24 protein-coding genes and 3 tRNA genes are annotated in these 25794 nt (G+C 58.1%); 16 read left to right on the forward strand and 11 right to left on the reverse strand.

Annotation, left to right across the window (positions count from 1 at the left end; genetic code table 11):
* Window positions 1–116 precede the first annotated feature (116 nt).
* Both LCQ44_RS03170 and LCQ44_RS03175 read left to right on the forward strand, forming a co-directional pair.
* A complete protein-coding gene (locus tag LCQ44_RS03170) occupies window positions 117–1139 on the forward strand; it encodes a helix-turn-helix transcriptional regulator (protein WP_225094049.1) in 1023 nt (340 codons plus the stop codon).
* Window positions 1126–2043, forward strand: coding sequence for a helix-turn-helix transcriptional regulator (locus tag LCQ44_RS03175; protein WP_138113607.1), 918 nt, complete (start codon window positions 1126–1128; stop codon window positions 2041–2043). Before LCQ44_RS03170 ends, LCQ44_RS03175 begins: the two co-directional genes overlap by 14 nt.
* Here the strand turns inward: LCQ44_RS03175 and LCQ44_RS03180 are convergent.
* Complete coding sequence (locus tag LCQ44_RS03180) at window positions 2040–4934, reverse strand: helicase C-terminal domain-containing protein (RefSeq protein WP_225094050.1); 2895 nt, start codon at window positions 4932–4934, stop codon at window positions 2040–2042. The two genes, LCQ44_RS03175 and LCQ44_RS03180, sit on opposite strands and share 4 nt — an antisense overlap.
* Window positions 4928–5893 carry a D-alanine--D-alanine ligase family protein gene (locus tag LCQ44_RS03185; RefSeq protein WP_117746860.1) on the reverse strand — a complete coding sequence of 322 codons (966 nt, stop codon included), beginning with the start codon at window positions 5891–5893 and terminating at the stop codon, window positions 4928–4930. The genes LCQ44_RS03180 and LCQ44_RS03185 overlap by 7 nt, the downstream gene beginning before the upstream one ends.
* An 85-nt stretch (window positions 5894–5978) precedes the next feature.
* Here LCQ44_RS03185 and rlmN point away from each other — a divergent pair, with 85 nt between their 5' ends.
* A complete protein-coding gene (gene rlmN, locus LCQ44_RS03190) occupies window positions 5979–7031 on the forward strand; it encodes a dual-specificity RNA methyltransferase RlmN (RefSeq protein WP_055287295.1) in 1053 nt (350 codons plus the stop codon).
* 198 nt (window positions 7032–7229) lie between these two features.
* On the opposite strand, the gene LCQ44_RS03195 is transcribed toward rlmN, so the two are convergent.
* The 9 genes from LCQ44_RS03195 to rpmH form a co-directional block, all read right to left on the reverse strand.
* A complete protein-coding gene (locus LCQ44_RS03195; protein WP_006236197.1) occupies window positions 7230–7484 on the reverse strand; it encodes a hypothetical protein in 255 nt (84 codons plus the stop codon).
* Window positions 7474–8379, reverse strand: a complete 906-nt coding sequence (locus LCQ44_RS03200; protein ID WP_225094051.1) for a ParB/RepB/Spo0J family partition protein — start codon at window positions 8377–8379, stop codon at window positions 7474–7476. Before LCQ44_RS03200 ends, LCQ44_RS03195 begins: the two co-directional genes overlap by 11 nt.
* Window positions 8372–9172, reverse strand: a complete 801-nt coding sequence (locus tag LCQ44_RS03205; RefSeq protein WP_117584022.1) for a ParA family protein — start codon at window positions 9170–9172, stop codon at window positions 8372–8374. The genes LCQ44_RS03200 and LCQ44_RS03205 overlap by 8 nt, the downstream gene beginning before the upstream one ends.
* A 134-nt stretch (window positions 9173–9306) precedes the next feature.
* Window positions 9307–9972: a 16S rRNA (guanine(527)-N(7))-methyltransferase RsmG gene (gene rsmG, locus LCQ44_RS03210; RefSeq protein ID WP_225094052.1), complete on the reverse strand. Its 666-nt coding sequence runs from the start codon at window positions 9970–9972 to the stop codon at window positions 9307–9309.
* 167 nt (window positions 9973–10139) lie between these two features.
* Complete coding sequence (locus LCQ44_RS03215; protein WP_022093802.1) at window positions 10140–10709, reverse strand: Jag family protein; 570 nt, start codon at window positions 10707–10709, stop codon at window positions 10140–10142.
* 44 nt (window positions 10710–10753) lie between these two features.
* Entirely contained in the window at window positions 10754–11524 is a 771-nt protein-coding gene (locus LCQ44_RS03220) for a YidC/Oxa1 family membrane protein insertase (RefSeq protein WP_006236192.1), read from the reverse strand.
* A gap of 29 nt (window positions 11525–11553) precedes the next feature.
* Entirely contained in the window at window positions 11554–11778 is a 225-nt protein-coding gene (gene yidD, locus LCQ44_RS03225) for a membrane protein insertion efficiency factor YidD (RefSeq protein WP_082222962.1), read from the reverse strand.
* Window positions 11775–12113: a ribonuclease P protein component gene (gene rnpA, locus LCQ44_RS03230; protein WP_006236191.1), complete on the reverse strand. Its 339-nt coding sequence runs from the start codon at window positions 12111–12113 to the stop codon at window positions 11775–11777. Before rnpA ends, yidD begins: the two co-directional genes overlap by 4 nt.
* 20 nt (window positions 12114–12133) lie before the next feature.
* On the reverse strand, window positions 12134–12268 hold the full coding sequence (rpmH, locus tag LCQ44_RS03235) for a 50S ribosomal protein L34 (RefSeq protein ID WP_019127408.1): 135 nt from the start codon (window positions 12266–12268) through the stop codon (window positions 12134–12136).
* A gap of 345 nt (window positions 12269–12613) precedes the next feature.
* Between rpmH and LCQ44_RS03240 the strand changes: the two genes are divergently transcribed.
* From LCQ44_RS03240 to LCQ44_RS03300, 13 genes are all read left to right on the forward strand, one after another.
* Entirely contained in the window at window positions 12614–13966 is a 1353-nt protein-coding gene (locus tag LCQ44_RS03240) for an ATP-binding protein (protein ID WP_117746863.1), read from the forward strand.
* 15 nt (window positions 13967–13981) lie between these two features.
* The gene (locus LCQ44_RS03245; protein WP_117746864.1) at window positions 13982–15706 is read left to right on the forward strand and encodes a DnaA ATPase domain-containing protein; all 1725 of its coding nucleotides are present in this window, start codon (window positions 13982–13984) and stop codon (window positions 15704–15706) included.
* Window positions 15707–15944: 238 nt separating this feature from the next.
* Window positions 15945–17048: a DNA polymerase III subunit beta gene (dnaN, locus tag LCQ44_RS03250; RefSeq protein ID WP_006236186.1), complete on the forward strand. Its 1104-nt coding sequence runs from the start codon at window positions 15945–15947 to the stop codon at window positions 17046–17048.
* A 10-nt stretch (window positions 17049–17058) separates the two neighbouring features.
* The gene (gene recF / locus LCQ44_RS03255; protein WP_117746865.1) at window positions 17059–18165 is read left to right on the forward strand and encodes a DNA replication/repair protein RecF; all 1107 of its coding nucleotides are present in this window, start codon (window positions 17059–17061) and stop codon (window positions 18163–18165) included.
* Window positions 18152–18715: a DciA family protein gene (locus LCQ44_RS03260; RefSeq protein WP_117746866.1), complete on the forward strand. Its 564-nt coding sequence runs from the start codon at window positions 18152–18154 to the stop codon at window positions 18713–18715. Before recF ends, LCQ44_RS03260 begins: the two co-directional genes overlap by 14 nt.
* Before the next feature lie 105 nt (window positions 18716–18820).
* Complete coding sequence (gene gyrB / locus LCQ44_RS03265; RefSeq protein WP_022094340.1) at window positions 18821–20851, forward strand: DNA topoisomerase (ATP-hydrolyzing) subunit B; 2031 nt, start codon at window positions 18821–18823, stop codon at window positions 20849–20851.
* Window positions 20852–20892: 41 nt separating this feature from the next.
* Window positions 20893–23604 carry a DNA gyrase subunit A gene (gene gyrA, locus LCQ44_RS03270; RefSeq protein WP_117746868.1) on the forward strand — a complete coding sequence of 904 codons (2712 nt, stop codon included), beginning with the start codon at window positions 20893–20895 and terminating at the stop codon, window positions 23602–23604.
* A 297-nt stretch (window positions 23605–23901) separates the two neighbouring features.
* Window positions 23902–23978 (forward strand) — tRNA-Ile (locus LCQ44_RS03275).
* 67 nt (window positions 23979–24045) lie between these two features.
* Window positions 24046–24121 (forward strand) — tRNA-Ala (locus LCQ44_RS03280).
* 4 nt (window positions 24122–24125) lie between these two features.
* A tRNA-Ile gene (locus LCQ44_RS03285) sits at window positions 24126–24202 on the forward strand.
* Between the two features lie 185 nt (window positions 24203–24387).
* The gene (locus LCQ44_RS03290; protein WP_055310297.1) at window positions 24388–24888 is read left to right on the forward strand and encodes a bifunctional nuclease family protein; all 501 of its coding nucleotides are present in this window, start codon (window positions 24388–24390) and stop codon (window positions 24886–24888) included.
* A 45-nt stretch (window positions 24889–24933) separates the two neighbouring features.
* Window positions 24934–25278 carry a hypothetical protein gene (locus tag LCQ44_RS03295; protein WP_225094053.1) on the forward strand — a complete coding sequence of 115 codons (345 nt, stop codon included), beginning with the start codon at window positions 24934–24936 and terminating at the stop codon, window positions 25276–25278.
* A gap of 30 nt (window positions 25279–25308) precedes the next feature.
* Complete coding sequence (locus tag LCQ44_RS03300; RefSeq protein WP_055287538.1) at window positions 25309–25758, forward strand: hypothetical protein; 450 nt, start codon at window positions 25309–25311, stop codon at window positions 25756–25758.
* The last annotated feature ends 36 nt before the right edge of the window (window positions 25759–25794 follow it).

A 25794-nucleotide genomic window follows, 5' to 3' on the forward strand; every position in this document is an offset into this window, starting at 1 on the left:
GAGCGCAAACGACCGAATTCGGGCCATCTTAACGCCTCGAGCGGACAAGGATATAGCCTAATCTCCATATCGGACTAAAATCATGGCAGCAAACCACCTTCTCATGCGAGGACTCTATGACGGCAAGCGACGCGACCGCGACAATTAAAAAGGGGAATTCGGAGCCCGGTTTCGATAAAACGGCTCAGCGCATCCTCAATCTTTTCTTTGTGCTCAACAGCTCCCCCGAACCGCTGACGACCGAGCAGATCGTCTTGGATTCTGACCTGGGATATGGCTCGGGCAATATCGACTCGGATAAGCGCAAGTTTCGGCGCGATCGTGACAAACTGCTCGAGCGTGGCATCTTAATCAAGGAGGTTCGCCCCGCCGGTGCGCAGGAGACCGAGGAAAGCTCGTGGACAATCGACCGCGAGCACACGTTTGCTGCAGGCGGCCTCATCACCGCAGACGACACCGATATCCTACTCAACGCCATCGACCAGACGCTAGCGGCCGGCTCTTCCACCTTTGCCGCGCCGCTTGCCGATATTCGCTCCAAAATTGCCTACCTCACCGGCAGGACGACGGTGGACGAAGTACCGATCCGCCGCTCTCCCACCGTCGATGCGGTATGGAGCGCCTTTGCCGAGCGATGCGCGCTGCGATTTTTATATCAGAACGGACGCGGCGAGCAGAAAGAACGTACCGTCTGTGTCTACGGCATGTTCGAACGCGAGGGCGTGGCGTACTTCTGCGGCCTCGACATTGTCACCGACGACATCAGGACATTCCGCTGCGACCGTATCGTTCGCGCATGGCGTCCTTCGAAGGCCTACGCCATCCCTGCGGACTTCAATCTCAACGACTATCTGTTCTTTGAATTCGATTTCGCCGACCGACCGCCCGTTGCAGCCACGTTCTCGTTCGCCCCTCAGACGCAGATCGATATGATCAACGGCCTCACGCGCGGGCGAGGTGAGCTCACACACACCGATGCGGGATGGATCTGGACCGTTGACGTGCGCGACCTTGAAGCCGCCGCCTCATTTTGCATGGCCCACGCCATGGACGGCATGAGGCCCATGGCCCCCAAATCGCTCAAGCAGGCGTGGAACCACCTCATTGAAAGGACGGTGCACGAGTATGCCCGTGCGTAAACTCACCAGCGAGCAGAGACTCTCGCGCGCCATCGACATCATGGAGGCCCTCTACGCCGCCGGCGAGAGCGGCATGACACGAACCGAGATTTGCGGCCGCTTTGACATCACGGGAGTATCGCTCGACGAGATTCTCGAGATCGTCTCGACGCTCGCGGACCGAGAATCTGGTGCGCGCATCATCTGCGAATGCCACGGCGAGCGTGTGGTCCTCACTGGTGACGCCGGGCGTGTGCTACCGTTGCGCTTGAGTGCAGCCGAGGGCGCTGTGCTCAACCACGAACTTGAATCGTTGGGGATCGAGCCGCAGACGGCAGCTCGGATTCGACACGCCCTTCTACCCGAAGAGCTCGGCTATAACCAGCGCGTCTTTGACACCGTCAACCACGGGTCGCACTGGCAGCAGCTGAGCTGTGCCATTCAGGACGGCGTTCGCTGCCGCATCTCATATCGCTCGATGGACGATGCACGGCCACGCGAGCGTCTGGTCGACCCCTTGCGCATTACGGCAAACGGCGACCAAACATACCTGATTGCCTGGGACATCACAGTCGATGAGCAGCGCACCTATCGCATGGATAAAATCGAGGGACTCGCCTTGACGGAAGACTCCGTCGTGCCTCACACACCGGACGTCGCATCCCTCCACGATTCCCTTGCCCGGACGCAGCGCAGCGCAAAGCTCTTGATGCCATTCGATATGGCGGAGCATCTGGACTGGGCCGGCATCACCCTAATCGAGCGCGGCGGGGCAGACATGGCAACGGTAACTGTGCATTACGGCTCCGAGCGTTGGCTACTGAGCCAGGTAATCGCAGCGGGCGGAGCCATCCGCATCTTGGATGACCCCGCCCTGTCAAAGCGCCTGTGCGATATGGCAAAAACCCTCGTCTGTCCGCTTTAGCGCCGCCGCTCGTGGCGTGCGCGCCACAGTTGCAGATAGTGCCCGATCTGCGCCGATTCGATGCGCTGGTAGGAGCTCGTGGGCAGCGACGTTAAGAACTTCTTTCCGTAGCCCTTCGTCACCAGGCGCGGGTCGGCCAGAATCAGCACGCCGCAATCGGTCGACGAGCGGATAAGGCGGCCGGCCGCCTGCTTGACCTCGAGCACCGCCTCGGGCAGCGAATAGCGCGCCCAAGCGCGGTCTTCGCGCAGGTTGCGCTCGCACGAGAGCGGGTCCGTGGGACTCGAGAACGGCAGCTTGGGAATGATGACGCAGCGCAGCGTCTCGCCGCTGGCGTCGAACCCCTCCCAGAAGGCCTTAAGCGCAAAAAGCGATGAAGTCGGCTCGTTGATAAACCGATCGCGCAGGCGACGAGGAGATGAGTTGCGCTGCTGGCAGTTGAGCTCCAGACCCGCACGGGCCATCTTGGGCTCAACGCGGGCGTACAGGTCTTCCATGTCGCGCCGATTGGTGAACAGTGTGAGCACCGATCCGCCCATGGCAAGATGGGCGTCGACCAGCACGCGCTCGAGCGCCGTAAGATAGCTCTCGCGATCGCGCGGATCGGGGATATCGCCCGCAACGACTACAGCCATGTTCGAATCGAAGTCGTAGCTCGAGTCCAAGTGCAGCGATGAGGATGTTGAAGCGCCGATGCGATCGAGGCCGACCGCGTGGTTAAAGTGTTCGAAGCTTTTGGACACCGTCATGGTCGCCGAGGCAAAGATAGCCGTGTGAACCTCGGGCAGCCACTCGGTTGCCAAGGCCTCGCCAATGTCGATGCGCTCTGCGGTCATTGACTCTCCGCCGGCACGCAGCCTGCGATTGACCTGCAGCGAATACACGTAGTGTTCATCGGTGCCATCAATGATGAGTTTGAGGTTCTCGGCCAGCTCGTGCAGGCGGCGCGAGATATCACCCAGGTCGACAACAACCTCGGGCTTGTCGGCGGCGACGGCTTGCACCAGCGCGTCGACGCTCTTGTCAGCCTGTTCCAATACGTCGATGGCAGCGTAGGCCGACTGTAAGAAATCATGCCAGTCGTCAGATTCGCGCAGCTCGGGGCCAATCCATAGATTGGCATTGTCATAACCCCCACGGGCACGGCGGCCGAGCTCGCGAACGCCATCGAACACGTCGGCGATTGCCATGCTCGCGCGCGCAACCGTCGACGTCGCCTTGGCAGTAAGGCCCAGATAGAGCGTAGAGCCCTCGGAGGTTGCCAAATCACGGGAGACCTGGCTTAGCGCACCGGTGCTCGAGCCACCCAGGCGCTCAAACAGAGCGCGTGATTCGTCCGCCGACACCACGCGCGCCCACTGACGGCGCGCCTCGCGCTCGATGGAATGGGCCTCGTCGATTACCCAATGACGAATCGGAGGTAAAATCCTGCCCTCGGCCGCGACATTGCGGAACAGCAGGGAATGGTTGGTGACCACCACGTCGGCATGCGCTGCACGACGGCGAGCGCCGTGGACCAAACATTTATCAGGGAAAAACGGGCAGAGGCGACGAGCACACTCGCGCGAGGCCGTCGTAAAGTCGGGGCGGTTGACGCTGCGCCACCGAATGCCGAGCGAGTCGAGGTCGCCATCGGCTGATTGGCAGACGTACGCCATAATGACCGCGACCGCCGTGAGCGTGTCCGCCGGATCGCGCTTGGTGGTAATCTCGACCTGGCCGCGGCTCATGCGCTCAAGCTTGCGCAGGCATGGATAGTGGTCATACCCCTTGAGAGCGCAAAATGACAGACCACCGTCCAGTTGCTCGGCAAGTTTTGGCAGCTCATGGTACATGAGCTGGTCGGCAAGATTATTCGATTTGGTCGCAATACCAACCGTGATGTTGTTACGGCGCGCTGCCTCGGCAAAAGGCACCAGATAGGCCATCGATTTGCCGACGCCCGTGCCCGCCTCAATTACACGATGAGTGCCCGTGACCAGCGCATCGCGGACCTCGAGCGCCATCGCGATCTGCTCATCACGCGGCTCGTAGGTGGGATACATGCGATTGACCAGGCCACCTGGCGCATAGTCTGCCTCAATCTCCTCACGACTCGGCATCTTGAGGACCGGCAGTTCGTCGGCGTCCACCCGATCGTCGGCGCGATCGGCCTTGAGAACGTCAGCACGAGCGGCGCTGAGAGAGAAGATAGAACCAGGGTTCTGCCCTGCCAAGAATGAGAAGATAGGACGATAGGACCAAGGCACATCCGGATGCATGTCGGCTAGGCGCGCCATGAGGCCCTGAGGCAAGTCGGTGAGCGCCACGAGCAACACGCGCCATACGCCACACAGGGCGTCGACGTCGGCATTGGCACGGTGTGATACCGAGTCACAGCCAAACAGATCGGCCATAAAAGACAACTTGTGCGATGCCAGGCGCGGAAGCGCGATGCGCGACAGCGCCAGCGAATCGATCCAGATATCGCTCACGTTGACGCCGCCTTTGACCGACTCGATAAACGAGCGGTCGAACGTGGCGTTATGTGCGATTACCGGGCAACCACCGACAAAATCGGCGAGAGCGGCTACGGCCTCAACGGCCGACGGGGCATCTGCCACATCGGCATTTGTAATGCTCGTGAGCTCGGTGATCTCGGCGGGAATCAGCTGCTTGGGATGCACGAAGGTATCGAAGCGGTCGACGACCTCGCGGCCCGAAAGACGGGCCGCCGAGATCTCGATCAGCTCATTGTCCTGCACCGAAAGACCTGTGGTCTCGGTATCGAGGACAATCACATCTTCCTCGATAAGGCCGAAGGACTGCGTTTTGGCGCGTTCGGCAAGCGTGGCATAGGAGTCGATGACAAACTGCGGCGTTCCTGACGAAACCGCGTCCTCGATTAGCATGCAATGCCCGCTCGACGAAGGCCCATACGAATCAGGCTGTCACAGACCTGCGGGAACGTCATGTCGTCGGTGTGGCGGATCTCGTCCGGATACAGCGACGTATCGGTCATGCCGGGAATGGTATTGGTCTCGAGGATAACGGGGCCGTCCTCACTCACGATAAAGTCGCTGCGCGAGATACCCAGGCAACCGAGGGCCTTGTGAGCAGCACAGGCAAGCTCCTGAGCGCGAGCGTAATTCTCGGGTGAAATCTGCGCCGGAATGCGATGGATGTCCGTAGGGTCGACATATTTCACGTCCAGATCGTAGAACTCGCAGTCCTCGGGTTTGCGAATCTCGACAATCGGCAGAGCGCGCACGTCGTCCTCGCCGTACACACCGACGGTGATCTCGGTACCCTCGATGCACTTCTCGACCAGCACTTTGTCGCCGTACGCAAACGCCTTGGCGATTGCCGCGGGCAGCTCGGAGGGCTCATGGACCAGGGAAATGCCATAGCTGGAACCGTTGACGGCCGGCTTCACAAAGCAGCGCTCGCCACAAACCTCGACGATATGATCGATATCGACTTCATCGCCCACCTCGAGCGCGAGGCCGGGGGCAATGGGAATGCCCGCCTTGGCGTACAGGAGCTTAGAGACCTCCTTGTCGGCACCGCAGGCGCTGGCAAGCACGCCCGAGGCCGTGTAGGGGATACCCAGGGTCTCCATGGCGCCCTGCATGGCGCCATCCTCGCCGCCGGCACCGTGCATGGCGATAAACGCCACGTCAAAGCCGCCGGTCGCCATGGTTACCATAAAATCATCGGCAGCCGTGTCGAGCAGCTCCACCGAAGTGTAGCCGGCCTCCTTCAAGGCAACCACGACGTTCTTTCCCGAATTGAGCGAGATCTCGCGCTCAGCGGAATGACCGCCCGCCAAGACCGCTACGTGCATGTTCTCTAGGCTTTTACCCGGCATGGGCAGACTCCTCCTCTATAATTTCTGCAGCTGATACCATATTGTAGCGATACCCTCTACGTTTCCCCAAAATCGAAAGGCTTCCATGAATCCCAGGACTAAATCTCAGGACATTCGCGACTTGAGCCAAAACGATATTCGCGAGCTCGTGGCCGAGCTTGGCCAGCCCGCCTTCCGCGCGAAGCAGCTCATCGAATGGGTCTTTGAGAAGAACGTTTGTTCGTTTGACGATATGACCAACCTTCCCAAGGCTTTCCGCGAGCAGCTTAAAGAGGCTTTCGCCTTTGACACGCCGACTGAACTCACCAAGCAGGTTTCCAAAGATGGCTCTCGCAAGTATCTGCTCGAGTACCACGACGGCGTTTCCGTCGAGACCGTCGGCATGCCCCGTCGTAACAAGCTTTCCGTCTGCGTTTCCACCCAGGCAGGCTGTGGCATGGGCTGTGCCTTTTGCGCTACCGGTCTCAACGGCCTCAAGCGCTCTCTGACCGCTCAAGAGATCGTCGACCAGGTACTTCATGTATCCAACGACTTTGGCGAGCGCGCCACGAGCGTTGTCTTCATGGGCCAGGGCGAGCCGTTTGCCAACTACGACGAGGTTCTCAAGGCGCTGCGAATCCTCAACGACCCCGATGGCATCGGTATCGGCGCTCGTCACCTCACCGTCTCTACCAGCGGCGTTATTCCCGGTATTCGCAAATTTGCCGACATCCCCGAGCAGTTCACGCTTGCCGTTTCCCTGCATTCCGCCATCCAGTCGACGCGCAATAAGCTCATGCCCGGTGTTAAGAAGTACACGCTGCTTCGCCTTCACGAAGCGCTTCAGCTCTACACCGAGAAGACCGGCCGACGCCCGACCTATGAGTATGCCATGATCGAAGGCGTCAACGATACGAATCCCGAAATGCAGGCGCTCTGCGACTTCTGCGAGGGAACGCTGTGCCACGTTAACCTCATTCAGCTTAACGACATCGAGGGTAGCCCGCTCAAGCCGTCGCCGATTCATAAGGTTGAGGATCTTCAGCGTCGTCTTGAGTCCCGTGGCATCGAGACCACGATTCGTAACTCCCGTGGTAACGATATTGACGCCGCTTGCGGACAGCTGAAGCAGCGCTTCAAAGTTCAGAAGAACGCATAGGGGAGTCGCATCCCAAAACGTTTCATGTGAAACATCGAACGACCCCGGTTACAGAATATGCAACCGGGGTCGTTTCATTTATTGACCTTAATTTTGAATCAGCTGCTACCTGTCCCATTTTTACGGCCAAAATAAGGGGTCCTTGTCTCATGAATCAGACAAGGACCCCTCAAAATATGCTGAGTAATTGTTAGGTACCTAATAGCCTACATTTTCCCATTGGTTGCTGACCCAACCTTGATTAATCTTGGGATTCTTCGTTACCTGAGCAGTACGCATGGCAACATCTTCTGTCATAACATCCATTTTCTTTTTGGAAGTATCGACGATATCTTGCGCGCTACGAAGCAAACGACCTCGAAGTTCATCGTCTGTAGCGATCCTATAGCCAGCAAAGGCACCAGCCGCGACAGTCGTCACCAATGCAATCGCTGTTAAAATCTTATTCCTCATCTTGGCCTCCTTGATCAAACTGAATCATTTCGCCAAGAATACGAGAGAGCTCTTCCTCGTCTTTAAACTCAATCTCAATCTTATTCTTTCCACGCGAGCTCTTCACACGCACGTTGGTATTAAAAACCTGACGAAGCACGCGGGCAGCCTTTTTAAAAGACTGAGGCGTTGCAGGCCTCGGCGTCTTAGGTGTCTCTCCGGCAGAAAACAACGGAGCAAGATTTTCTGTCGCTCTTACGGAAAGGCCCTCTGTAACAACTTTCTCTGCAAGTCGAATACGCGCGTCCTCATAGGGAACTGCAAGAATCGCACGTGCATGACCAGCAGTAAGTTTACCCTCAAAAATCATCTGCTGAACTACTTCGGGGAGATCGAGAAGACGCAGCGAGTTTGTAATTGCAGTGCGTGACTTGCTTACTGCCTTGGACAATGCCTCCTGGGTCATCCCGCTGGCATCAATGAGTTGGCGATAGCCCTTAGCCTCTTCGACGGGATTCAGATCAGAACGCTGAAGGTTTTCGATAAGAGCAAGAGCCAGCATCTCTTCATCATTTACCTCTTTAATGATGACTGGCAATTCTTCAAGGCCAGCAAGCTTTGACGCCTGGTAACGACGCTCACCAGCGATGATCTCATAGCCGTTTCCATGTTTGCGAACCAAAAGCGGCTGCAAAACGCCATGTTCTTGGATTGACTCGCTCAACTCGCGAAGTTCAGTTTCGTTAAAGTGAATTCGCGGCTGATTAGGGTTGGGAACGATATCCTCAATAGGTAGTTTTGTTTCAGATGCGGCATTTGAAGCCGATGCAGCCGAACCGCCGGTCTCATACTCGGCCTCTGAGACCAAAGCATTGAGTCCACGTCCCAATCCGCCACGTTTCTTTACACTAGGCACGCTTGATCACCTCTTTTGCAAGGTTCATATATGCTTTTGCACCCTTATTTTGAGGTGCATAGGTAATTACCGGTTCTCCAAAAGACGGAGCTTCGGAGATTTTAACCGTACGGGGGATTAGCGTCTTAAACGCCTTATCACCAAAGTACGATTGAACCTCCTCAACAACCTGATTCGATAGTGAAGTACGCGAGTCATACATGGTCATAAGCACACCATAGGTGTCTAAGCCCTTGTTCAGCCGTGATTTGACCATCTTCATTGACTCAAGCAGCTTCGTAACGCCCTCGAGTGCGTAATATTCGCACTGGATCGGAATCAAAACGCTGTCTGCTGCGGTCAAAGCGTTGATAGTAAGCAGGCCGAGCGAAGGAGGACAGTCAATGAAAATAAAGTCAAACTCGTCCTGAATCGGCTCAAGCAAATCTTTGAGGCGGGTTTCACGAGCAATTGCGCTTACGAGCTCAATTTCCGCGCCTGCAAGTTGAATTGTAGCCGGAATAACGAATACCTTTTTACAATTTGTATCAAGAACAAGCGATTCTGCCGGCACATCATTCAACAATGCATCATAGATGCAGCGATCAAGATCTTCTTTTTCAATTCCGAATCCACTGGTGCTGTTTCCCTGCGGATCAAAATCGACAATCAGTGTCTTACGACCCTGCTCACCCAGTGCTGCTGCAAGGTTTACGGCCGTCGTTGACTTACCGACGCCGCCTTTTTGATTGATGATTGCAATGATACGCGTGTCTTTTGCGCTCTTAGAACGCTTAACGTCGCGAAATCCCACGGTCCCTCCTGGTGTGTATTAAAGCTGTCAAACGGAGGATGTTTCACGTGAAACATTCCGAATCGATATCAACCGCCATGTTTCACGTGAAACACTGCAAGTTGTTAGTATCCATTATGTTTCACGTGAAACATCTAGGCAAGCGGATTCTTCTTTGCCACGCCATTTGCACGAGGCAATGAGACAGATGCTGGATGACTCTTCTTAAGAACAATGAACTCCCTGTGACCCAAGCCTTCAGGCAAATCAATTGCGTCATTCAGAAGCAAAGTGAAGCCGCAAATCTTAGCTGCTGACATGCCGGAAGCAAGCTCCTCATCCGAAGGATTGCCCTTGGTTATAACAAATAGACCTCCATCCTTCAGATACGGAGCCGCATATTCAACAAGAATCGGTAGAGGGGCCAGTGCGCGGGCGGTTACAACAGAGAACTGCTTCTTATGGCTCCGAGCATATTCTTCAAGACGATCATGAACCGCATGGGCATGTTTCAATCCAAGAGCATGGACAAAGGAATTTACCGCATCAACCTTCTTGCCAACAGAGTCAATATAAGTAGCTTTACGATGCGTGGTTATGGTTAATGGAATACCAGGGAAGCCCGCACCTGTTCCCATATCGAGCAAAGCTCCCTCAGGAGCCTTGTTGATATAGGGGAGCAAAACAAGTGAGTCGAGGATATGAAGTACTGCAGCATCTTCTACGTTAAGAATACGGGTGAGATTGGTTGTCTTATTTGTTTCTAGAACCAAATCCAAATGCTGAATACATTTCCTCAGCTCAACATCAGTTACGCTCAAGGAATACTCTTTGCAATAGAAAGCTAGACGACTCAACATCTCGTCAGCTTGCTGATCAGTAAGTACTAACAACGAAAGCTCCTTTCTGACAAAAATCAGCGTATCGAGAACTTTTGACAAAAAAGGGGACGTGGAAACCACGTCCCCTTAGCATAAACTCGAGTAGATTATCGAGCAACAATCACCACATGGCGATCAGGGTCAGAACCCTCAGAATGAGTATCGACGGCATCATTGCCACGAAGTGCAATGTGAACCAGTCGACGCTCGTAGGCATTCATGGGCGGAAGCGAAACACTCTTATGAGTGCGAATGGCACGCTCGGCAGCAGACTGAGCCATGGAGGCAACCTTGTCCTGACGGCGGCTCTTGTATCCCTCGACGTCCACTACAACCGGATACCTAAAGCCAAGTTTGCGGCTCACCAGCAAAGAGAACATAACCTGAAGGGCATCAAGGGTGCGACCATGACGGCCAATGAGAACAGCAAGGTCGGGAGCCGTTACATCCAAAATCAGCTCACCTTCGTCGCCCTCATACTCATCGATAGGAGAGTTGGCGGCATCGAAGTGCGAAAGGATGGAACGCAGGATGGAAATAGCAACATCGGCAATGGTGTCGAGCTCCTCATCGGTCAGCTCTTCACCAGCCTTGTAGCGCTGTGCAATCTCGGGATAATCGCCCGCGACCTGCGGGGCAACCTCCTCAAGCATATCCTCGATGATCTCTTCAGACATAACGTACTCCAAAAGTTAGGTACCTAAATAAGATTGATATCCCACTACTTCTTCTTGTGCGGGCGCGGCTTCTTCTCTCGACGAGTGACCTCAACCTGCAGCGGAGCGTTCTTAAGACGCTCCTCCTCATCGGCCTTCGCCTTGTCGATGACCTTCTGCGTCACAAAAATCTGCTGGATAACCTGCCAAGCAGACGAGACGTCGTAGTACAGCAGAACACCAACGGGAAGGCTCCAGCCCATCCAAAGCATCATGACCGTCATGACAACGGCCATCATACGCATGCTCTGAGCCTGCTGGCCGGTCTGGTTGCGCGACATATAGAGCTGCGGAATCAGGGTCAGAACGGCGAACAGGATCAGGCAAACCAGCGCAGGCAGTGCAACCATAAAGCCATCGGCAAAGGAAGCACTCGGCGTGGTGGTCAGGTCGGGCAGGATGTTGAAGAACGAGAACGTGCCGTCGTTAAAGTACTGCGGCAGGTTGCGCAGCAATGTAAACAGGGCGAACAGGATAGGCATCTGAATCAGCAGCGGCAGACAGCCAGCCATGGGGTTGAACTTGTTCTCGCTGTAGAACTTCTGCATCTCCTCGGCCTGACGCTGGGGATCGTCGGCATAGCGCTCCTGGATCTCGAGCATCTTGGGCTGCAGCACCTGCATGCGAGCCGTCGACTTGGTCGACTTGAGCATGAGCGGCGTCAGCAGCAGACGGATGATGACCACCAGGATGATGATGGACAGGCCCCAGTCGACCGCAAAGGTCTGGATGAGCTTGAGCAGCTCGAAAAGGATGTTAACGATCCAATCCCACATGTAAGTTTTCCTCCGATAGCGAGTGCCCGCTAGGGCACAGGGTCATAACCGCCGACGTGCAGGGGATTGCAACGAGCGATGCGCCTCACGGCAAGCCAGCAGCCTCTCAAAACACCGTGCTTCTCAATCGCCTGGATGGCGTATTGCGAGCACGTTGGGTAATAAATGCAGGCGTCAGGCAATAAGGGCGAAATAACCTGTTGATATATGCGAATAGGAGCGATGGCAACACGTCGCAAAACGTGATTGCTCATCGCTCCTCCCCGGCAACGCCGGCGCGCTTCATAAGCGAACGCAACGCCTTGTCCATCTCCTGCGGCGAGGAAACCCTCGTCTTGGGAGTTGCAAACAAGATGATGTCATAACCCGCAACGGGAAATCCGCAGCTGCGGGCGGCCTCGCGCATCACACGCTTAGATCGGTTGCGCACGACGGCACAACCGAGTCGCTTAGCACCAACGAAGGCGACCCTTCCGGAGTCGCCTTCGCCAACCGATTCACATATGGTCATTCGAATCAGAGGGTGATTGAAACGACGCCCCTGACTGAACACATGCTCGAAATCTTGCCGAGACTTAATAGTCTTCATGCGAGATGTGTGTATCGCTGCTAGACAGTGAGACGCTTGCGGCCCTTGGCGCGACGACGGGCGAGCACGGCACGACCACCCTTAGTGGCCATACGGGCACGGAAGCCATGGGTCTTGGCACGCTTACGCTTATTAGGCTGATACGTACGCTTCATCTTAAGTTCCTCCTGCTGCATTTCGAGTGTCCGCGGGGACGCGGACGCAGATATAGACACGTGAGCTTGAAGATTGTAGGGAAATCAATGTTCAAATGTCAAGAAATCAAAGGTAAAAGGTTGCGCAGTTCACACGGTTCCCCCATAAGCACAACCGAAATTTGCGCCTCATGGCAACCTTTCACGATATTTCATCGAGTTTTCAACAGGTCATGTTGGCAATGTTGAGAACTTTTCGCCCGTTTTCCAAAGTTTTCAACAAGTTTTGAAAAGTTGTCGAAAGATGAGAAACGTTGCACGGTGAGCTACTATTTGTTCGAAACCTTTTGAAAGATTGCGAGCGGCATGTCTGACGACTTTTACACCATGGTCGATTCCGGAGACCCGGCACCCGACAACGAGCACATCACCGGCGTGCGCGAAGAGCGTGCGGAAGGCGAGCAGACGACCACGCAGGCGCCAAAAGCCATGTACGCCGCGCGCATCGCCGTCTATGACGACATGCTGTCGACACCGCGGGTGATCGTCATTGATCCGCAAGATGTCCGCACGTATTTGGAAGAGACGACCAACACCGTCTACCAGTGCATGAAAGAACAAGGTGGCCATATCTCGCTCATGGTCATCCGCGAGATTGTCGAAAACTTTATCCACGCACACTTTGCCGAGCCCATCATCTCGATTCTGGACGGCGGAGACACCATCCGCTTTGCTGACCAAGGACCCGGCATCGACGACAAGGAACGTGCTTTCGACTTTGGCGTTACCAGCGCAAACAGCAAGATGAAGCGCTATATCCGTGGAACCGGAGCAGGGTTTCCCATGGTGCAGGAGTATTTGGAAAACGCCGGCGGTGCCGTATCCATCGAGGACAACATGGGCAACGGCACCGTGGTTACGGTAAGCCTGGACCCTAAACGCGTGCAGGAAATCGAGCGCGCCGGCGGACGCGGTGCTTCCGTGCGGCCCGAGACGGAGCAGCCCACATATCCCCTGCCGGGAGCTTTTGCGCAGCAGCCCATGGCAACGCAGCAGATGCAGCCCCCCGTGGGGCAGATGCAGCATCCCGGAATGCTTCCTACACAAGAGCCCCAGGCGACATCGATGTCGATGCCGCCAAACATGCCAGAGACCGTGCCGCTGGCGGATCAGGATGCAGCAGCAATGCAGCAGGCGACGGGGGCACCGGGTGGCCAGCAAATGGGCTATCAGCCGTACCAACAGGGATATCCATATCAGCAGATGCCGCCACTGGGGTATGGCCAGCAGTTCCCGCAGCAGTACCAGCAGGGATATCAGCAGCCGTACCAGCAGATGCCGCAGCAGCAGTACAGCCCTTGGGCCCAGCAGATGCCTCCGCAGCCTTACCAACAGTGGCCTCAAAGTTTTCAACAGCAAATGCCACCGATGCAGAGTTCTCAACAACCAGCAGCTCAAATGATGTATCCTAATGCAGCAAATCAGTATGCGCAGCCACAACCGGACGTGTTCGTAAGCGACCGCGGCAACGCCGCGCTGGGCTATCTGGCGCAAAATCAAGCGTGCGGTGCAACCGATCTGGCGAGGGCGTTTGGAAACTCGGCCCCCACTTGGTCACGCACGCTCAATGACTTGGCGCAGGCCGGCTTGGTCATCAAGCATGGCCAGAAATACCATCTGACCGAACTCGGCGCCGCTCGCGTGCGAGCTCAGAGCTAAAGAACGGGAGAGACAGTGGACGAGGAAGCAAGCATCATCCTGGGGGATGCCATCGCCTTTTGTCAGCGCGACGGCCAAGATGCACGCCTCATCAACATGCTGGGGCAATCGCGCGCCATAAGCCTGACCGAAGATACGCTCACGATCGAGGCCCCCTCGCGCTTTGCCATCGCGCAGCTCAAAAAGCATCAGCCGACTATTGAGGCCTATCTAGAAGAAATCGCCTTTGCGCCGATTGCGCTCGACATCGTGGCACCGCAAGGCGCCGCGACGGAATCCGCTGCCGCGACGGCGCCCGCCACGGCTCCCGCTGCTTCCCCGGCGGTGCCGGCCTCCGCAGGCGACGTGCCGACAATCGAGCACCAGCACAGCGATGTTTCCCGTGAAACCATGGCGCCGTTGCCGACCGCGGTAGCGACGTCAACGAACGCACCCGTCACGCACATGCCCATCGCTCACGACGCAGCGGCGGGCGCGGATTCGGGCATTGCAATCAAGAACACGCTCTCGGCCGACGATTTTCGTCGCATGATGAACCAGATGAAGGGCGGAGCGCCGACTAAATCCACGCAAGCTGCGACCCCCGCTTCGCCCATGCCAGCACCGACCGTGCCGGCCGAGCAGAATACGGATGGAGCCCCGCTCGCCGCGAACTCAAAATTTACCTTTGAGAACTTTGTCTACGGCCCCGAGAACAGCCATGCCTATCGCTCGGCACTCAAGTTTGCCGCCCTCGCGGACGAGCGCGGCACATGCACATCGCTGTTTATCTACGGCAAATCGGGCCTGGGCAAGACGCACCTGCTGCTTGCCATCAAAAACGAGCTCGCCGAGAAGTCGCCCGAGATCAAGGTCAAGTATGCCAACTCCCAGGCATATCTGGACGACCTGATGACCGAGTTCGACCGCCAAAAGAAGAGCAACGCCCCCATCATGCAGGCGTACCACGGCGTGGACGTGCTCATCATCGATGACATCCAAAACATCATCGGCAAGCGCGCGAGCGTGGACTACTTTTTCCAGCTCATGGACGAGTTCATCCGCAACAACAAGAAGGTCGTCATCGCGGCAGACCGCGCCCCCAAGGACCTGAGCATGGACGAGCGCCTGACCAGCCGCTTCAACGCCGGCATGCTCTGCCTGGTCGCAGAGCCCAGCTACGAGATGAAATACAAGATCTTGCAGCGCTATTACGAGAACACCATCGTCGCCGCTCCCGAGGCAGGCGACGACTCACTGTTGGCGGCCTACGGGGGCGACGGCGGGCACCTGACCGATGAGCACTTTAAGCACATGGCAGAGGTGTCGGGCACCAACATCCGCGAACTCGAGAGCTTCTGCGAGCGCTGCGCCGGCGAGGCGGGCGACCGCGAGCGCGAGGGCGGGGAGCTCACCTTTGACGATATCGACGCCATCGCCAGCCAGTACTTCGACACATCGGCCAAAAAGATCAACGTGCAAACGGTTCAGTCCGTCATCGAAGAGCAGTACGGCGTGACGCACGAGGAGCTCATCGGCCCGCGTCGCAACGCCAATATCGCCAAAGCACGCCATATCGCTATCTACCTGGCCATCGAAATGTGCGAGATGACGACCACGGCGGTAGGCGCCGAATTTGGCAACCGCAACCACTCGACCGTCAGCACGAGTTACAAAAAGGTCCAGAAGATGATCCAGGAAGACCGCACCGTCACCGAAGACCTCAAGTCGCTGCGCGATAAAATTACACTACGCTCGTAGGGAAATAGAGACACCTGTTGAAAACTTGTCGAAACCACGGGCATAAGGTGTCTAAAACCCAATCCGCGGTGATGAAAAGTTTTGCGCAGGTTTTGAACGTGGAAAACCACCCCTGTTGCACACAGGTTGCTGTCGATTCTCTTTCTGGGTCTGACCTGCGTCTTTGTGAGTAATCAACAGTTTCGTCAGTGCTATTACTATTATTAAGATATTTATATCTATAGAAAGGTATTAAAAGATGAAGTTCACCGTCAGCCAGAGCTCGCTTACACAAGCCATCGGCGTCGTTATGAAGGGTGTCGCTTCGGCATCCACCCTTCCCATCCTGTCGGGCGTGCTCGTCAAGGCGCAAGACGGCATCTTGGAATTCCAGACCTCTAACTACACCATCTCGATCCGTCATCGCATCGCGGCGCATGTCGAAGAAGAGGGCGAGATGGTTATCCCCTGTAAGATGCTCTCCAATATCACCAAGACTCTCCCCGATGCCCCGGTCACCTTTGAGCTGTCCGAGCGCCAGGTGCTGATCAGTTGCGAGAAGAGCTCGTTCCGCCTGAACACGCTCGATGCCAATGACTTCCCTGAGTTTCCGGCCTATGCCATCGAGAGTGCCGTGGAGCTGCCGACCGATATCTTGTCCGAGATGGTCGGCCGCGTGTGGCGCGTCACCTCGACCGACAAGGCTCGCCCCATCCTGGGCGGCGTGCACATGAAGGTCGAGAACAACACCGTGCGCCTGGTGGCGACCGATTCCTTCCGCTTGGCCGTGTGCGATACGCAGGTCGAGACCTCGACCCTCGAGGGCTCCTTTGAGCTCAACGTTCCGGCTGACGCCTTTAACGACGCACTGAACATCATGGCCAGCCAGGCGACCATCATGATCGGGGCTACCGACACCCAGGTCGTCTTTGAGGCCGGCAACACCACCTACGTGTCGCGTCGTATCGAGGGCGTGTACCCCAACTACAAGCAGCTCATCCCCGATTCGTGCGTGACGAGCGTCAAGATTGACGTCGCCGCCTTTAACGCCGCCCTCAAGCGCGTGGCCGTTATCGCGAGCGCCAACCCCGCCGTCAAGTTCGAGATCGATGTCGAGAACGGGCAGATGGGCCTGTCCTCCATTTCCAATGACCAGGACCTTGCGCAGGAGACGATCGATGTCGAGGCCGAGGGCGAGTCGGGCACCATCGCCTTCAACTACCACTACATCTTCGGCTGCCTCAATGCCCTGTCCAAGGAGAAGGAGATCACGCTGGAGCTCAAGAGCTACTCGCAGGCGGGCATCTTCAAGTCCTACGACAAGATCAACTACCTGTACCTGGTTATGCCGGTCCGCATCTAGCAACCGCCCTATGACCATGTTCGCCCGCGATCTTTCCGTCGCGCACTACCGCAGCTTCGATAGTTATCGCCTTGCCCTGGACGAGGGCGTGACGATACTTGCGGGACCCAACGCGGCGGGAAAGACCAATCTCATAGAGGCGCTGCAGCTGCTGACGAGCGGCGCCTCGTTTAGGCATCCGACCGCAGCCGAGCTCGTCCATGATGGCGTGGGCTCGTGCAAGGTCGAGCTGAGGCTCGAGGGCGACGGCCGCGTGCTTGATATGGGATTGAGCGTGGAGGACGGTAAGCGCTCGTTTAGCCGCAACGGCAAGAGGTGCTCTGCCGCCGGTGTGCGCGGGGCTCTGCCGAGCGTGCTGTTTTGCCCCGACCATCTGGACATGGTTAAGCGAGGCGCCAGTGTGCGCCGCGCCGCCCTCGATGACTTTGGCATGCAGCTGAGCGCACGTTATGCCGATCTTGCGAGCACCTATGGACGCTGCGTGACCCAGCGTAACGCCCTGCTCAAGGAGACCTGGTGCTGTCGCGAGATGCTCGGCGCGTGGAACGATTCGATTGCCCGCGCGGGCTCGGCCCTGCTTGTGCACCGGTTGGCCCTGCTCGACCGGCTGGCGGGCCATGTGCACACTGCCTACGGGCAAGTGGCATCCGGTGAGGCTGCCAACGTGACCTATACGTCCACGCTGGGGGATTTGCCCCAGGTCGATGATCGCGAAGAGCTGAAGGGCTGGGCGTACGAGCGCATGCTGGCTGCCCTTGATGAGCACGCCGACGAGGAAATTCGCCGCGGCGTGACGTTGGTGGGACCGCATCGCGATGAGATTGAGTTTACCGTGGCGGGTCGCTCCGCCCGTTCATTTGCCAGCCAAGGTCAGCAGCGAACGTTGGTTCTGGCCTGGAAGGTGGCGGAGGTGGCCGTGGCTCGCGATGTCCTGGGCACCGCCCCGTTGCTGCTTTTGGACGACGTGATGAGCGAACTCGACGGCGAACGCCGCGGTGCTTTTCTGCGGCTGATCGGCGATGATATCCAGACGGTCATAACCACGACCAACCTGGGGTATTTTACCGATGACCTGCTTGATCGAGCCAAGGTGGTGAGCATGGGTGAGACGTGCTAATTACGAGCGCGAGAGCGAAACGGTTGCCTTCAGTGGATTTTTGAACGCAGAGCGTCAGCGCATCCTGGCGGCCGCGACACCTGAGCGCCGCGCGCAGATGGAGGCTGCCGAGGAGTCGCGCGCGGTCTATCGCGCGTGGAACGCGGTGTGCTCGGGCACGCGCGAGGGGCGGCATGTGACGGGCTTGCGCTACCTGCCCGAGTCCAATGAGCTGCTGGTATATCTCGATTCGCCCTCGTGGACGCAGGAAATGACGCTGTTGCGCGAGATCATCCGCGCGCGCATGGAGCGCGCCGGTGCGCATGTGGACGGCCTGGTGTTCAAAACCACCGCGCCGGGTCACACGCCGCCCGCCGCCAAGCAGCGCCTGCGCCCGGCGACGACCGAGCGCCCGCCGGCCCCGCACGCCGACCTAAGTGAGGCCGAGCGCACCGAGATTGAGCGCCAAGTGGCGCCCATCGAAGACCAAAAACTGCGCGAGGCCCTCGAGAATGCCATGAGAGCCAGTGCCGAGTGGGCCAAGGGCGTAGAAAGCAAAAAAGAGCCTTAAATCGCATCTGGTGGCCTTGTAGAGCCAAATACCCTCGTTCCCGAGGGTATTTTTTTACGATAAACTAGTAAGGCTGTACACATTTTCTTGACTGAAGGAGGACGTGTGGCAAACGAAAACGATTACGATGGCGGCGAGATTAAGATTCTCGAAGGTCTCGAGGCCGTTCGTAAGCGCCCGGGCATGTATATCGGCTCGACGAGCGCCAGCGGTCTGCATCACCTGGTGTGGGAGATCGTTGACAACTCCGTCGACGAGGCCATGGCCGGTTTCTGCACCGAGATCCAGGTGACGGTCCACGCCGACAACTCCATCACGGTCGTCGACAACGGGCGCGGCATCCCCGTCGACGAGCACCCTGTTAAAAAGATCCCGACGCTCGAGGTCGTCATGACGATCTTGCACGCCGGCGGTAAGTTCGATAACTCGGCCTATAAGGTTTCGGGCGGCCTGCACGGCGTTGGCATCTCCGTCGTCAACGCACTGTCCAAGCGCGTGGTCGTTCAGGTTCGTCGCGACGGCAACACCTACGAGATGGAGTTCTCGCGCGGCAAGACCGTTAAGAAGATGGAGGTCGTGGGCACCTCGGATTCGACGGGCACCACCGTCACCTTCTGGCCCGACGACGAGATCTTCGAGACATGCATCTACGATTTCGATACGCTGCACAACCGTCTGCAGGAGACGGCGTTCCTCAATAAGAACCTCAAAATCGTGCTGACTGACGAGCGCGAGTCTACTCCCCACGTGGAGGAGTTTTGCTACGAGGGCGGCATCATCGACTTCGTCAAGTTCCTTAACGAGGGCAAGGACGTCCCCGAGGCCTTTAAGGAGCCTATCTACATCGAGGGCAAATCGGACCCGGACGCACCTGTGGCCAAGATGGGCGAGGTTGAGGTTTCCCTGCAGTGGAATAGCGGCTACGGCGAGAACGTCATGTCGTTTGCCAACGACATCTACACCCCCGAGGGCGGCATGCACCTTGAGGGCTTCCGCACCGCGCTCACCCGCGTGATCAACGACTATGCGCGCAAGCAGAACCTGCTCAAGGAAAAAGACGCCAATCTGACCGGCGACGATGTGCGCGAGGGCCTTTCGGCCGTTATCTCGGTCAAGCTGCCCGATCCGCAGTTTGAGGGCCAGACCAAGGCCAAGCTCGGCAGCTCCTATATGCGCGCGCTGACGCTCAAGATCGTGACCGACGGCCTTGCCGATTACCTCGAGGAGCACCCTAAGCCCGCTCGCGAGATCGTCAAGAAGGCGCAGCAGGCCTGCAAGGCGCGCAATGCCGCCCGCAAGGCGCGCGAGGCGACCCGCCGCAAGAGCCTGCTCGAGACGGCGTCCCTGCCCGGTAAGCTCGCCGACTGCTCGGTGCGCGATGCCGAGCTGACCGAGCTCTTCATCGTAGAGGGCGACTCGGCAGGCGGTTCGGCCAAGGACGGCCGTCGCCGAGACATCCAGGCGATTCTGCCCCTGCGCGGCAAGATTTTGAACGTCGAGCGCGTTGGTGACCATCGCGCGTTCTCGAGTGACACCATCCAGTCGCTGATTACCGCGATCGGCTGCGGCGTCACGACGAGTGCCGGCGACGGCGGCGACTTCGATATCACCAAGGCGCGCTACCACAAGATCATCATCATGACCGATGCAGACGTCGACGGTGCGCATATCCGCATCCTGCTGCTGACGTTCTTCTACAAGTACATGCGTCCGCTGATCGATGCCGGCTACGTCTATGTTGCCTGCCCGCCCATCTTTGGCATTAAGGTGCGCAACAAGATCCACTACGTGTATCCCAACGGCCGCCAGCCCGAAGACGAGATCCTGCGTGACACCATCCAGAGCCTGGGCCTGAACCCCGACGATAACGACGAGGACGGCAAGGCCAAGGACGGCAAGATTACCAAAAAGCGCAAGGGCTATACCGTCCAGCGCTACAAGGGTCTGGGCGAGATGGACCCCAAGCAGCTCGCCTCGACGACGATGGACCCCAAGACCCGCATCCTGCAGCGTGTGTCGATCGAGGACGCCGTGGTGGCGGACCGCGCCGTGCGCGAGCTGATGGGTTCCGAGGTCGGCTATCGCCGCGAGTACATCGAGAAGCATGCACATGATGCACGATTCCTTGACGCTTAAGAGGAGGTAACGTGGCAGACGATATCAACAATAACGAGGGTATGGACGAGGCCGGCGATGCCGGTATGCCCGATGATCTGAAGCGCCTGCTTGCCCGTGCTGAGCAGGGCGAGGACGGCGATCCGGACGCCTATAACCCCGATGCCGATGATGATGAGGAAGAAGACGACGACGCCGAGCTCGAGGAGAGCTTTGGCGAAGTCGATCGCGGCGCCTCGGCCGGCGAGGATATCAACGGCGGCCAGCTCCAGATTTCGGAGTTCGGTCGCGAGATGAAGCAGTCGTTCATCGAGTATTCGATGTCGGTTATCACGGCGCGCGCCCTGCCGGACGTGCGCGACGGCTTAAAGCCGGTGCACCGCCGCATCCTGTACGCGATGAACGAGAGCGGCATCTACCCCAACCGACCGCACAAGAAGTCGGCCTGGACGGTCGGCGAAGTTATCGGTAAGTACCACCCGCACGGCGATTCCGCGGTCTATGAGGCCATGGTCCGCCTGGCGCAGTGGTTCTCCATGCGCACGCCGCTCATCGACGGTCACGGCAACTTCGGCAACATCGACGGCGACGGCGCGGCGGCCATGCGTTACACCGAGAGCCGCCTGGCAAAGCCCGCCATGGAACTGCTGCGCGACCTGCAGAAGGATACCGTCGACTGGCAGCCCAACTACGACGAATCGCTTGCCGAGCCCGTGGCGCTGCCTGCGCGCTTCCCCAACCTGCTGGTCAACGGCAGCCAGGGCATCGCCGTCGGCATGGCCACCAACATCGCCCCGCATAACCTCACCGAGGCGATCGAGGCCACCTGCTACCTGATCGACAACCCCGACGCCACCGTTGACGAGCTCATGCAGATCATGCCAGGTCCGGACTTCCCCACCGGCGCCATCATCATGGGCAGCGCCGGCATTAAGCAGAGCTACGAGACCGGCCGCGGCTCCATTACCGTGCGTGCTAAGGCACATGTGGAGTCCACCAAGACCGGCCGCAACCGCCTGGTCTTTACCGAGATTCCCTACATGGTCAACAAGGGCACCCTGCAGGAGAAGATCGCCCAGCTCGTCAACGACAAACGCATCGAGGGCATCTCGGATATGCGCGATGAGTCCAACCAGAAGGGCATCCGTCTGGTCATCGAGCTCAAGAAGGGCGTCATTCCGCAGGTCGTGCTCAACAACCTGTATAAGTACACCTCGCTGCAGACGACCTTTGGCGCCAACAACCTGGCACTCGTCAACGGCGTTCCCAAATGCCTGAGCCTGCGCGAGATGCTGCAGCACTACATCGACCACCAGGTCGACGTCGTCACCCGCCGCACCCGCTTCGACCTTAAGAAAGCCCAGGCCCGCGCTCATATCCTCGAGGGTTACCTGATGGCCCTTGACCATATCGACGAGGTCATTAGCATCATCCGCTCCTCGCAGACCGACTCCGAGGCCAGCAGCCGCCTGATCGAGCGCTTTGGCTTTACGCCCGAGCAGACCACGGCCATCCTCGAGATGAAGCTGCGCCGCCTGACCGGCCTGGAGCGCGACAAGATCCAAGAAGAGTTGGACGGCCTGCGCCGCGCCATCGCCTACTACGAGGACCTGCTGGCGCACGAGGAGAAGATCCTGGGCGTCATCAAGGAAGAGATGCGCGAGATCTCCAAGAAGTTTGGCGACAAGCGCCGCACCGAGATCAGCCAGGTTGAGAAGGACCTGGATGTCGAGGACCTCATCGCCGACGAGGATATGGTCGTGACCATCACCCACACCGGCTACGTTAAGCGTATCCCGGTGGCTGCCTACCGTGCCCAGAAGCGCGGTGGCAAGGGCGTGTCGGGCGTCAACCTCAAAGAGGATGACGTTATCGATGAGATGTTCATCGCGTCCACGCACGAGTACGTGCTGTTCTTCTCGAGCAAGGGCAAGGTCTATCGTCTGAAGGTGCACGAGCTGCCGGTGGGTACGCGCCAGGCGCGCGGTACCGCGATCGTCAACCTGCTGCCCTTCGAGGAGGGCGAGAAGATCGCGAGCGTCATCAGCTGCCGCGAGTTCCCGGCCGACGAGTACCTGATGTTTGCCACAAAGAGCGGCATGGTCAAGAAGACCGTGATGAGCGCATATGACCGCAGCCGTCGCGACGGCCTGATCGCTATCAACCTGCGTGACGACGACGCGCTGCTGAATGTGCGCCGCGTGCGCGAGGGCGACAAGATTATCCTGGCCACCACCGCAGGCAAGGCGATCATGTTCTCCGAGGAGCAGGTGCGCGCCACCGGCCGCGATACCAGCGGCGTTCGCGGTATCGGTATGAAGGACGGCGTGAGCGTTCTGGGCATGGAAGTCACTAACGGCAACGGTGATCTGTTCGTCATCACCGAGCGCGGCTACGGCAAGCGCACGCCGGTCGCGGACTACCCGGAGCAGAATCGCGGCGGCCAGGGCGTCTACACCATTCAAATGACCGAGCGCAAGGGCAACCTCGCGGCAATGAAGACGGTGGGCCCGCAGCACGAGCTGTTCATCGTGACGGAGGGCGCGACGGTCATTCGCGTTAAGACCGATGAGATCAGCCAGACTGGCCGCGCCACCCAGGGCGTCAAGATGATGACCGTCGACGACAACGACCGCATCTGCGCCGTAGCCCGCATGACGGCAGCCAAGGAAAAACCCGAAGGCGAGGGCGCCGAGGCCGCAGTCGACACCGAAGAGGCCCCAGTCGACCTGGGCGACGGCAATGATATGCCAGAGGATCTCCTAGACGAGTAAGAGGCCCTAGCTGGTAATAATCATCAGACCCCATATATCGGCGGTCGGCGCACTGCGCGCCGACCGCTTTTTTGAAAACCTTGGGACCCCATGGTCGCTGGGCTGGCGAGATGGTTTTGGTTTGTCGCGAGTTCCGCACGCAAAGAAGGCCACTTAATGTGGCCTTCGTCTTGCGCAGGACTGTCCGAGCAGCAAACCAAAACCATCTCGCCAGCCCAGCGACCATCCCTCCCAAAGATTTTCAAAAAAGTTGTTGACGCGCGCGTAACGACTCGTCTAATATATCCCTTGCGCGATGGACCTGTAGCTCAGTTGGTTAGAGCGTCCGGCTGATAACCGGGAGGTCACAAGTTCGAATCTTGTCAGGTCCACCACTTTCTTTCGCAATAAACACCCCAGCGAGAGCCGAGTCGCCGCTGGGGTGTTTATTACTGTCTCCGTGGGGGTTTAGCTCAGCTGGGAGAGCGCGGGCTTTGCAAGCCTGAGGTCAGGGGTTCGATCCCCCTAACCTCCACCATGATGGACCTGTAGCTCAGTTGGTTAGAGCGTCCGGCTGATAACCGGGAGGTCACAAGTTCGAATCTTGTCAGGTCCACCATCAAAACTGTTAAAAGCCTCGGGGCAATTGCCTCGAGGCTTTTTTCTTAGCCACAGAAGGTAGTCAAAAAAGCTCTGTCCCAAATTAACTACTTTGATTTTGTGTGCTACGCGAAAGTTTGGGTAGTATAGCTATTCAACGCGGCGGGCCGCCGCGTGTTAACCGCTACGTACCGGAGGTGTTCCATGGTTCGTGTCGACATAGAGACCATCGTCATGGCCGCCGGTCCCGTGCCATCGCTTATCGTGCTTCGCGAACGCTGCAGCAAGTCGGATTCCCCCGCGCCGCTGCGCTCCCTCTCCATCCAGACTGGCTCGTTTGAGGCTGCGGCAATCAGCCGCGGCATCGACAGCGGACGCGCCGATCGCCCGATTACCCATGACCTGTTGCTCGATACTGTTGGCGCCCTGGGCGCCAAGCTCGAGCGCATCGAGATCGTTCGCGCCGAGCCGCCGGTGTTCTACGCGACGATTGTCGTACTGGCCGATGGTGACGAGCGCAAGATCGATGCCCGTCCCAGTGATGCCATTGCCCTTGCCGTGCGCAGCAATGCCCCCATGTTTGTGGAGGACGACATCATGAATCGCCTGGGCACTGTTTCTGCCCATACCGAGGAAGTTGACGACGAGCAGGAGTTCGAGAAGTTCGACGAGTTCGTCCATACGCTCTCGCCCGATGACTTCTAAATGCGGGGCGGCCAGGATGCGGAGCGTTCGCTGATGGCCGGCGGTATGTCGGCTGAGGCGGCTGCGATCGCCCGCGAGGCCCAGATGCGCTCGGAGGCTTCTGAGGCGGCTCGCATTGCCTATGTGACGCAGGCCCGCACGCTCCGCGAGCGCCGCGGCTCGTTTATCAAGATGGTTGTCGTCTCCGCCCTTGTCGCGGCAATCTGCTCACGCCTTCGTGGTACAGTTGGTGCGCTTGGGTTTTCGATCTCTACGGGCCTGGTGATCTGGGGCGTGGTCGATGCAGTCATGCTGACCAGTCAGATCAAGGTGCTCGACAAGCGCGCGGCGGACATGATGCGCACCCGCGACGCTGCCGCCAAGATCGCCGCCGAGGCACAAGAACTGTAACGACGTCAGACTCGATGGGAAGGTCTAAAGATGGCACAGGATATGCAGGATGCCGGTAACGTCTCCGCCGAGCTCGACGCCATGGTGTGCGATCTGATCGGCGCGTTCTTGGACGACCTTGCCGCCGGTGAAAACCCTGGCGTGGTCGTGGCAATTGAGGATGCTGCTTCCAACCGTTATCTGGCGGCGCTCGACGAGGACGGCGAAGAGGCGTGCCTGGAGGCGGCCACCAACTTTATCTCCGAGCACAAGATGGGTCTTAAGGACGAGGGCCTGGGCCGTATCGTCCGCTATGCCATCGGCTACACCGGCTGCGTCGAGATCGATGGCGGCTACCATGACGCCCTGCTCGTGAGCTTTTTCGAGACGACGCTCGAGAGCGGTTTTTCGGCATATGTGCTGTATGAGGGCATGGGCGCCGGCGATGGTTTTATGTGGAGCGACCCTGAACCTGCAGGTGAGGAAACCCCTCTCATCTAAAATCGCTAAAATAAACGAGTTTTCGGTAAAAGGCTC

Source organism: Collinsella aerofaciens, from assembly GCF_020181355.1.
GTDB lineage: Bacteria > Actinomycetota > Coriobacteriia > Coriobacteriales > Coriobacteriaceae > Collinsella.

Excerpts from the sequence above, each read along its gene's own strand:
- LCQ44_RS03170 (WP_225094049.1), top strand. The coding sequence starts at position 117 with ATGACGGCAAGCGACGCGACCGCGACAATTAAAAAGGGGAATTCGGAG.
- LCQ44_RS03175 (WP_138113607.1), top strand. The coding sequence starts at position 1,126 with ATGCCCGTGCGTAAACTCACCAGCGAGCAGAGACTCTCGCGCGCCATC.
- LCQ44_RS03180 (WP_225094050.1), bottom strand. The coding sequence starts at position 4,934 with ATGCTAATCGAGGACGCGGTTTCGTCAGGAACGCCGCAGTTTGTCATC.
- LCQ44_RS03185 (WP_117746860.1), bottom strand. The coding sequence starts at position 5,893 with ATGCCGGGTAAAAGCCTAGAGAACATGCACGTAGCGGTCTTGGCGGGC.
- rlmN (WP_055287295.1), top strand. The coding sequence starts at position 5,979 with ATGAATCCCAGGACTAAATCTCAGGACATTCGCGACTTGAGCCAAAAC.
- LCQ44_RS03195 (WP_006236197.1), bottom strand. The coding sequence starts at position 7,484 with ATGAGGAATAAGATTTTAACAGCGATTGCATTGGTGACGACTGTCGCG.
- LCQ44_RS03215 (WP_022093802.1), bottom strand. The coding sequence starts at position 10,709 with ATGTCTGAAGAGATCATCGAGGATATGCTTGAGGAGGTTGCCCCGCAG.
- LCQ44_RS03220 (WP_006236192.1), bottom strand. The coding sequence starts at position 11,524 with ATGTGGGATTGGATCGTTAACATCCTTTTCGAGCTGCTCAAGCTCATC.
- yidD (WP_082222962.1), bottom strand. The coding sequence starts at position 11,778 with ATGAGCAATCACGTTTTGCGACGTGTTGCCATCGCTCCTATTCGCATA.
- rnpA (WP_006236191.1), bottom strand. The coding sequence starts at position 12,113 with ATGAAGACTATTAAGTCTCGGCAAGATTTCGAGCATGTGTTCAGTCAG.
- rpmH (WP_019127408.1), bottom strand. The coding sequence starts at position 12,268 with ATGAAGCGTACGTATCAGCCTAATAAGCGTAAGCGTGCCAAGACCCAT.
- LCQ44_RS03240 (WP_117746863.1), top strand. The coding sequence starts at position 12,614 with ATGTCTGACGACTTTTACACCATGGTCGATTCCGGAGACCCGGCACCC.
- dnaN (WP_006236186.1), top strand. The coding sequence starts at position 15,945 with ATGAAGTTCACCGTCAGCCAGAGCTCGCTTACACAAGCCATCGGCGTC.
- recF (WP_117746865.1), top strand. The coding sequence starts at position 17,059 with ATGACCATGTTCGCCCGCGATCTTTCCGTCGCGCACTACCGCAGCTTC.
- gyrA (WP_117746868.1), top strand. The coding sequence starts at position 20,893 with ATGGACGAGGCCGGCGATGCCGGTATGCCCGATGATCTGAAGCGCCTG.
- LCQ44_RS03290 (WP_055310297.1), top strand. The coding sequence starts at position 24,388 with ATGGTTCGTGTCGACATAGAGACCATCGTCATGGCCGCCGGTCCCGTG.
- LCQ44_RS03295 (WP_225094053.1), top strand. The coding sequence starts at position 24,934 with ATGTCGGCTGAGGCGGCTGCGATCGCCCGCGAGGCCCAGATGCGCTCG.
- LCQ44_RS03300 (WP_055287538.1), top strand. The coding sequence starts at position 25,309 with ATGGCACAGGATATGCAGGATGCCGGTAACGTCTCCGCCGAGCTCGAC.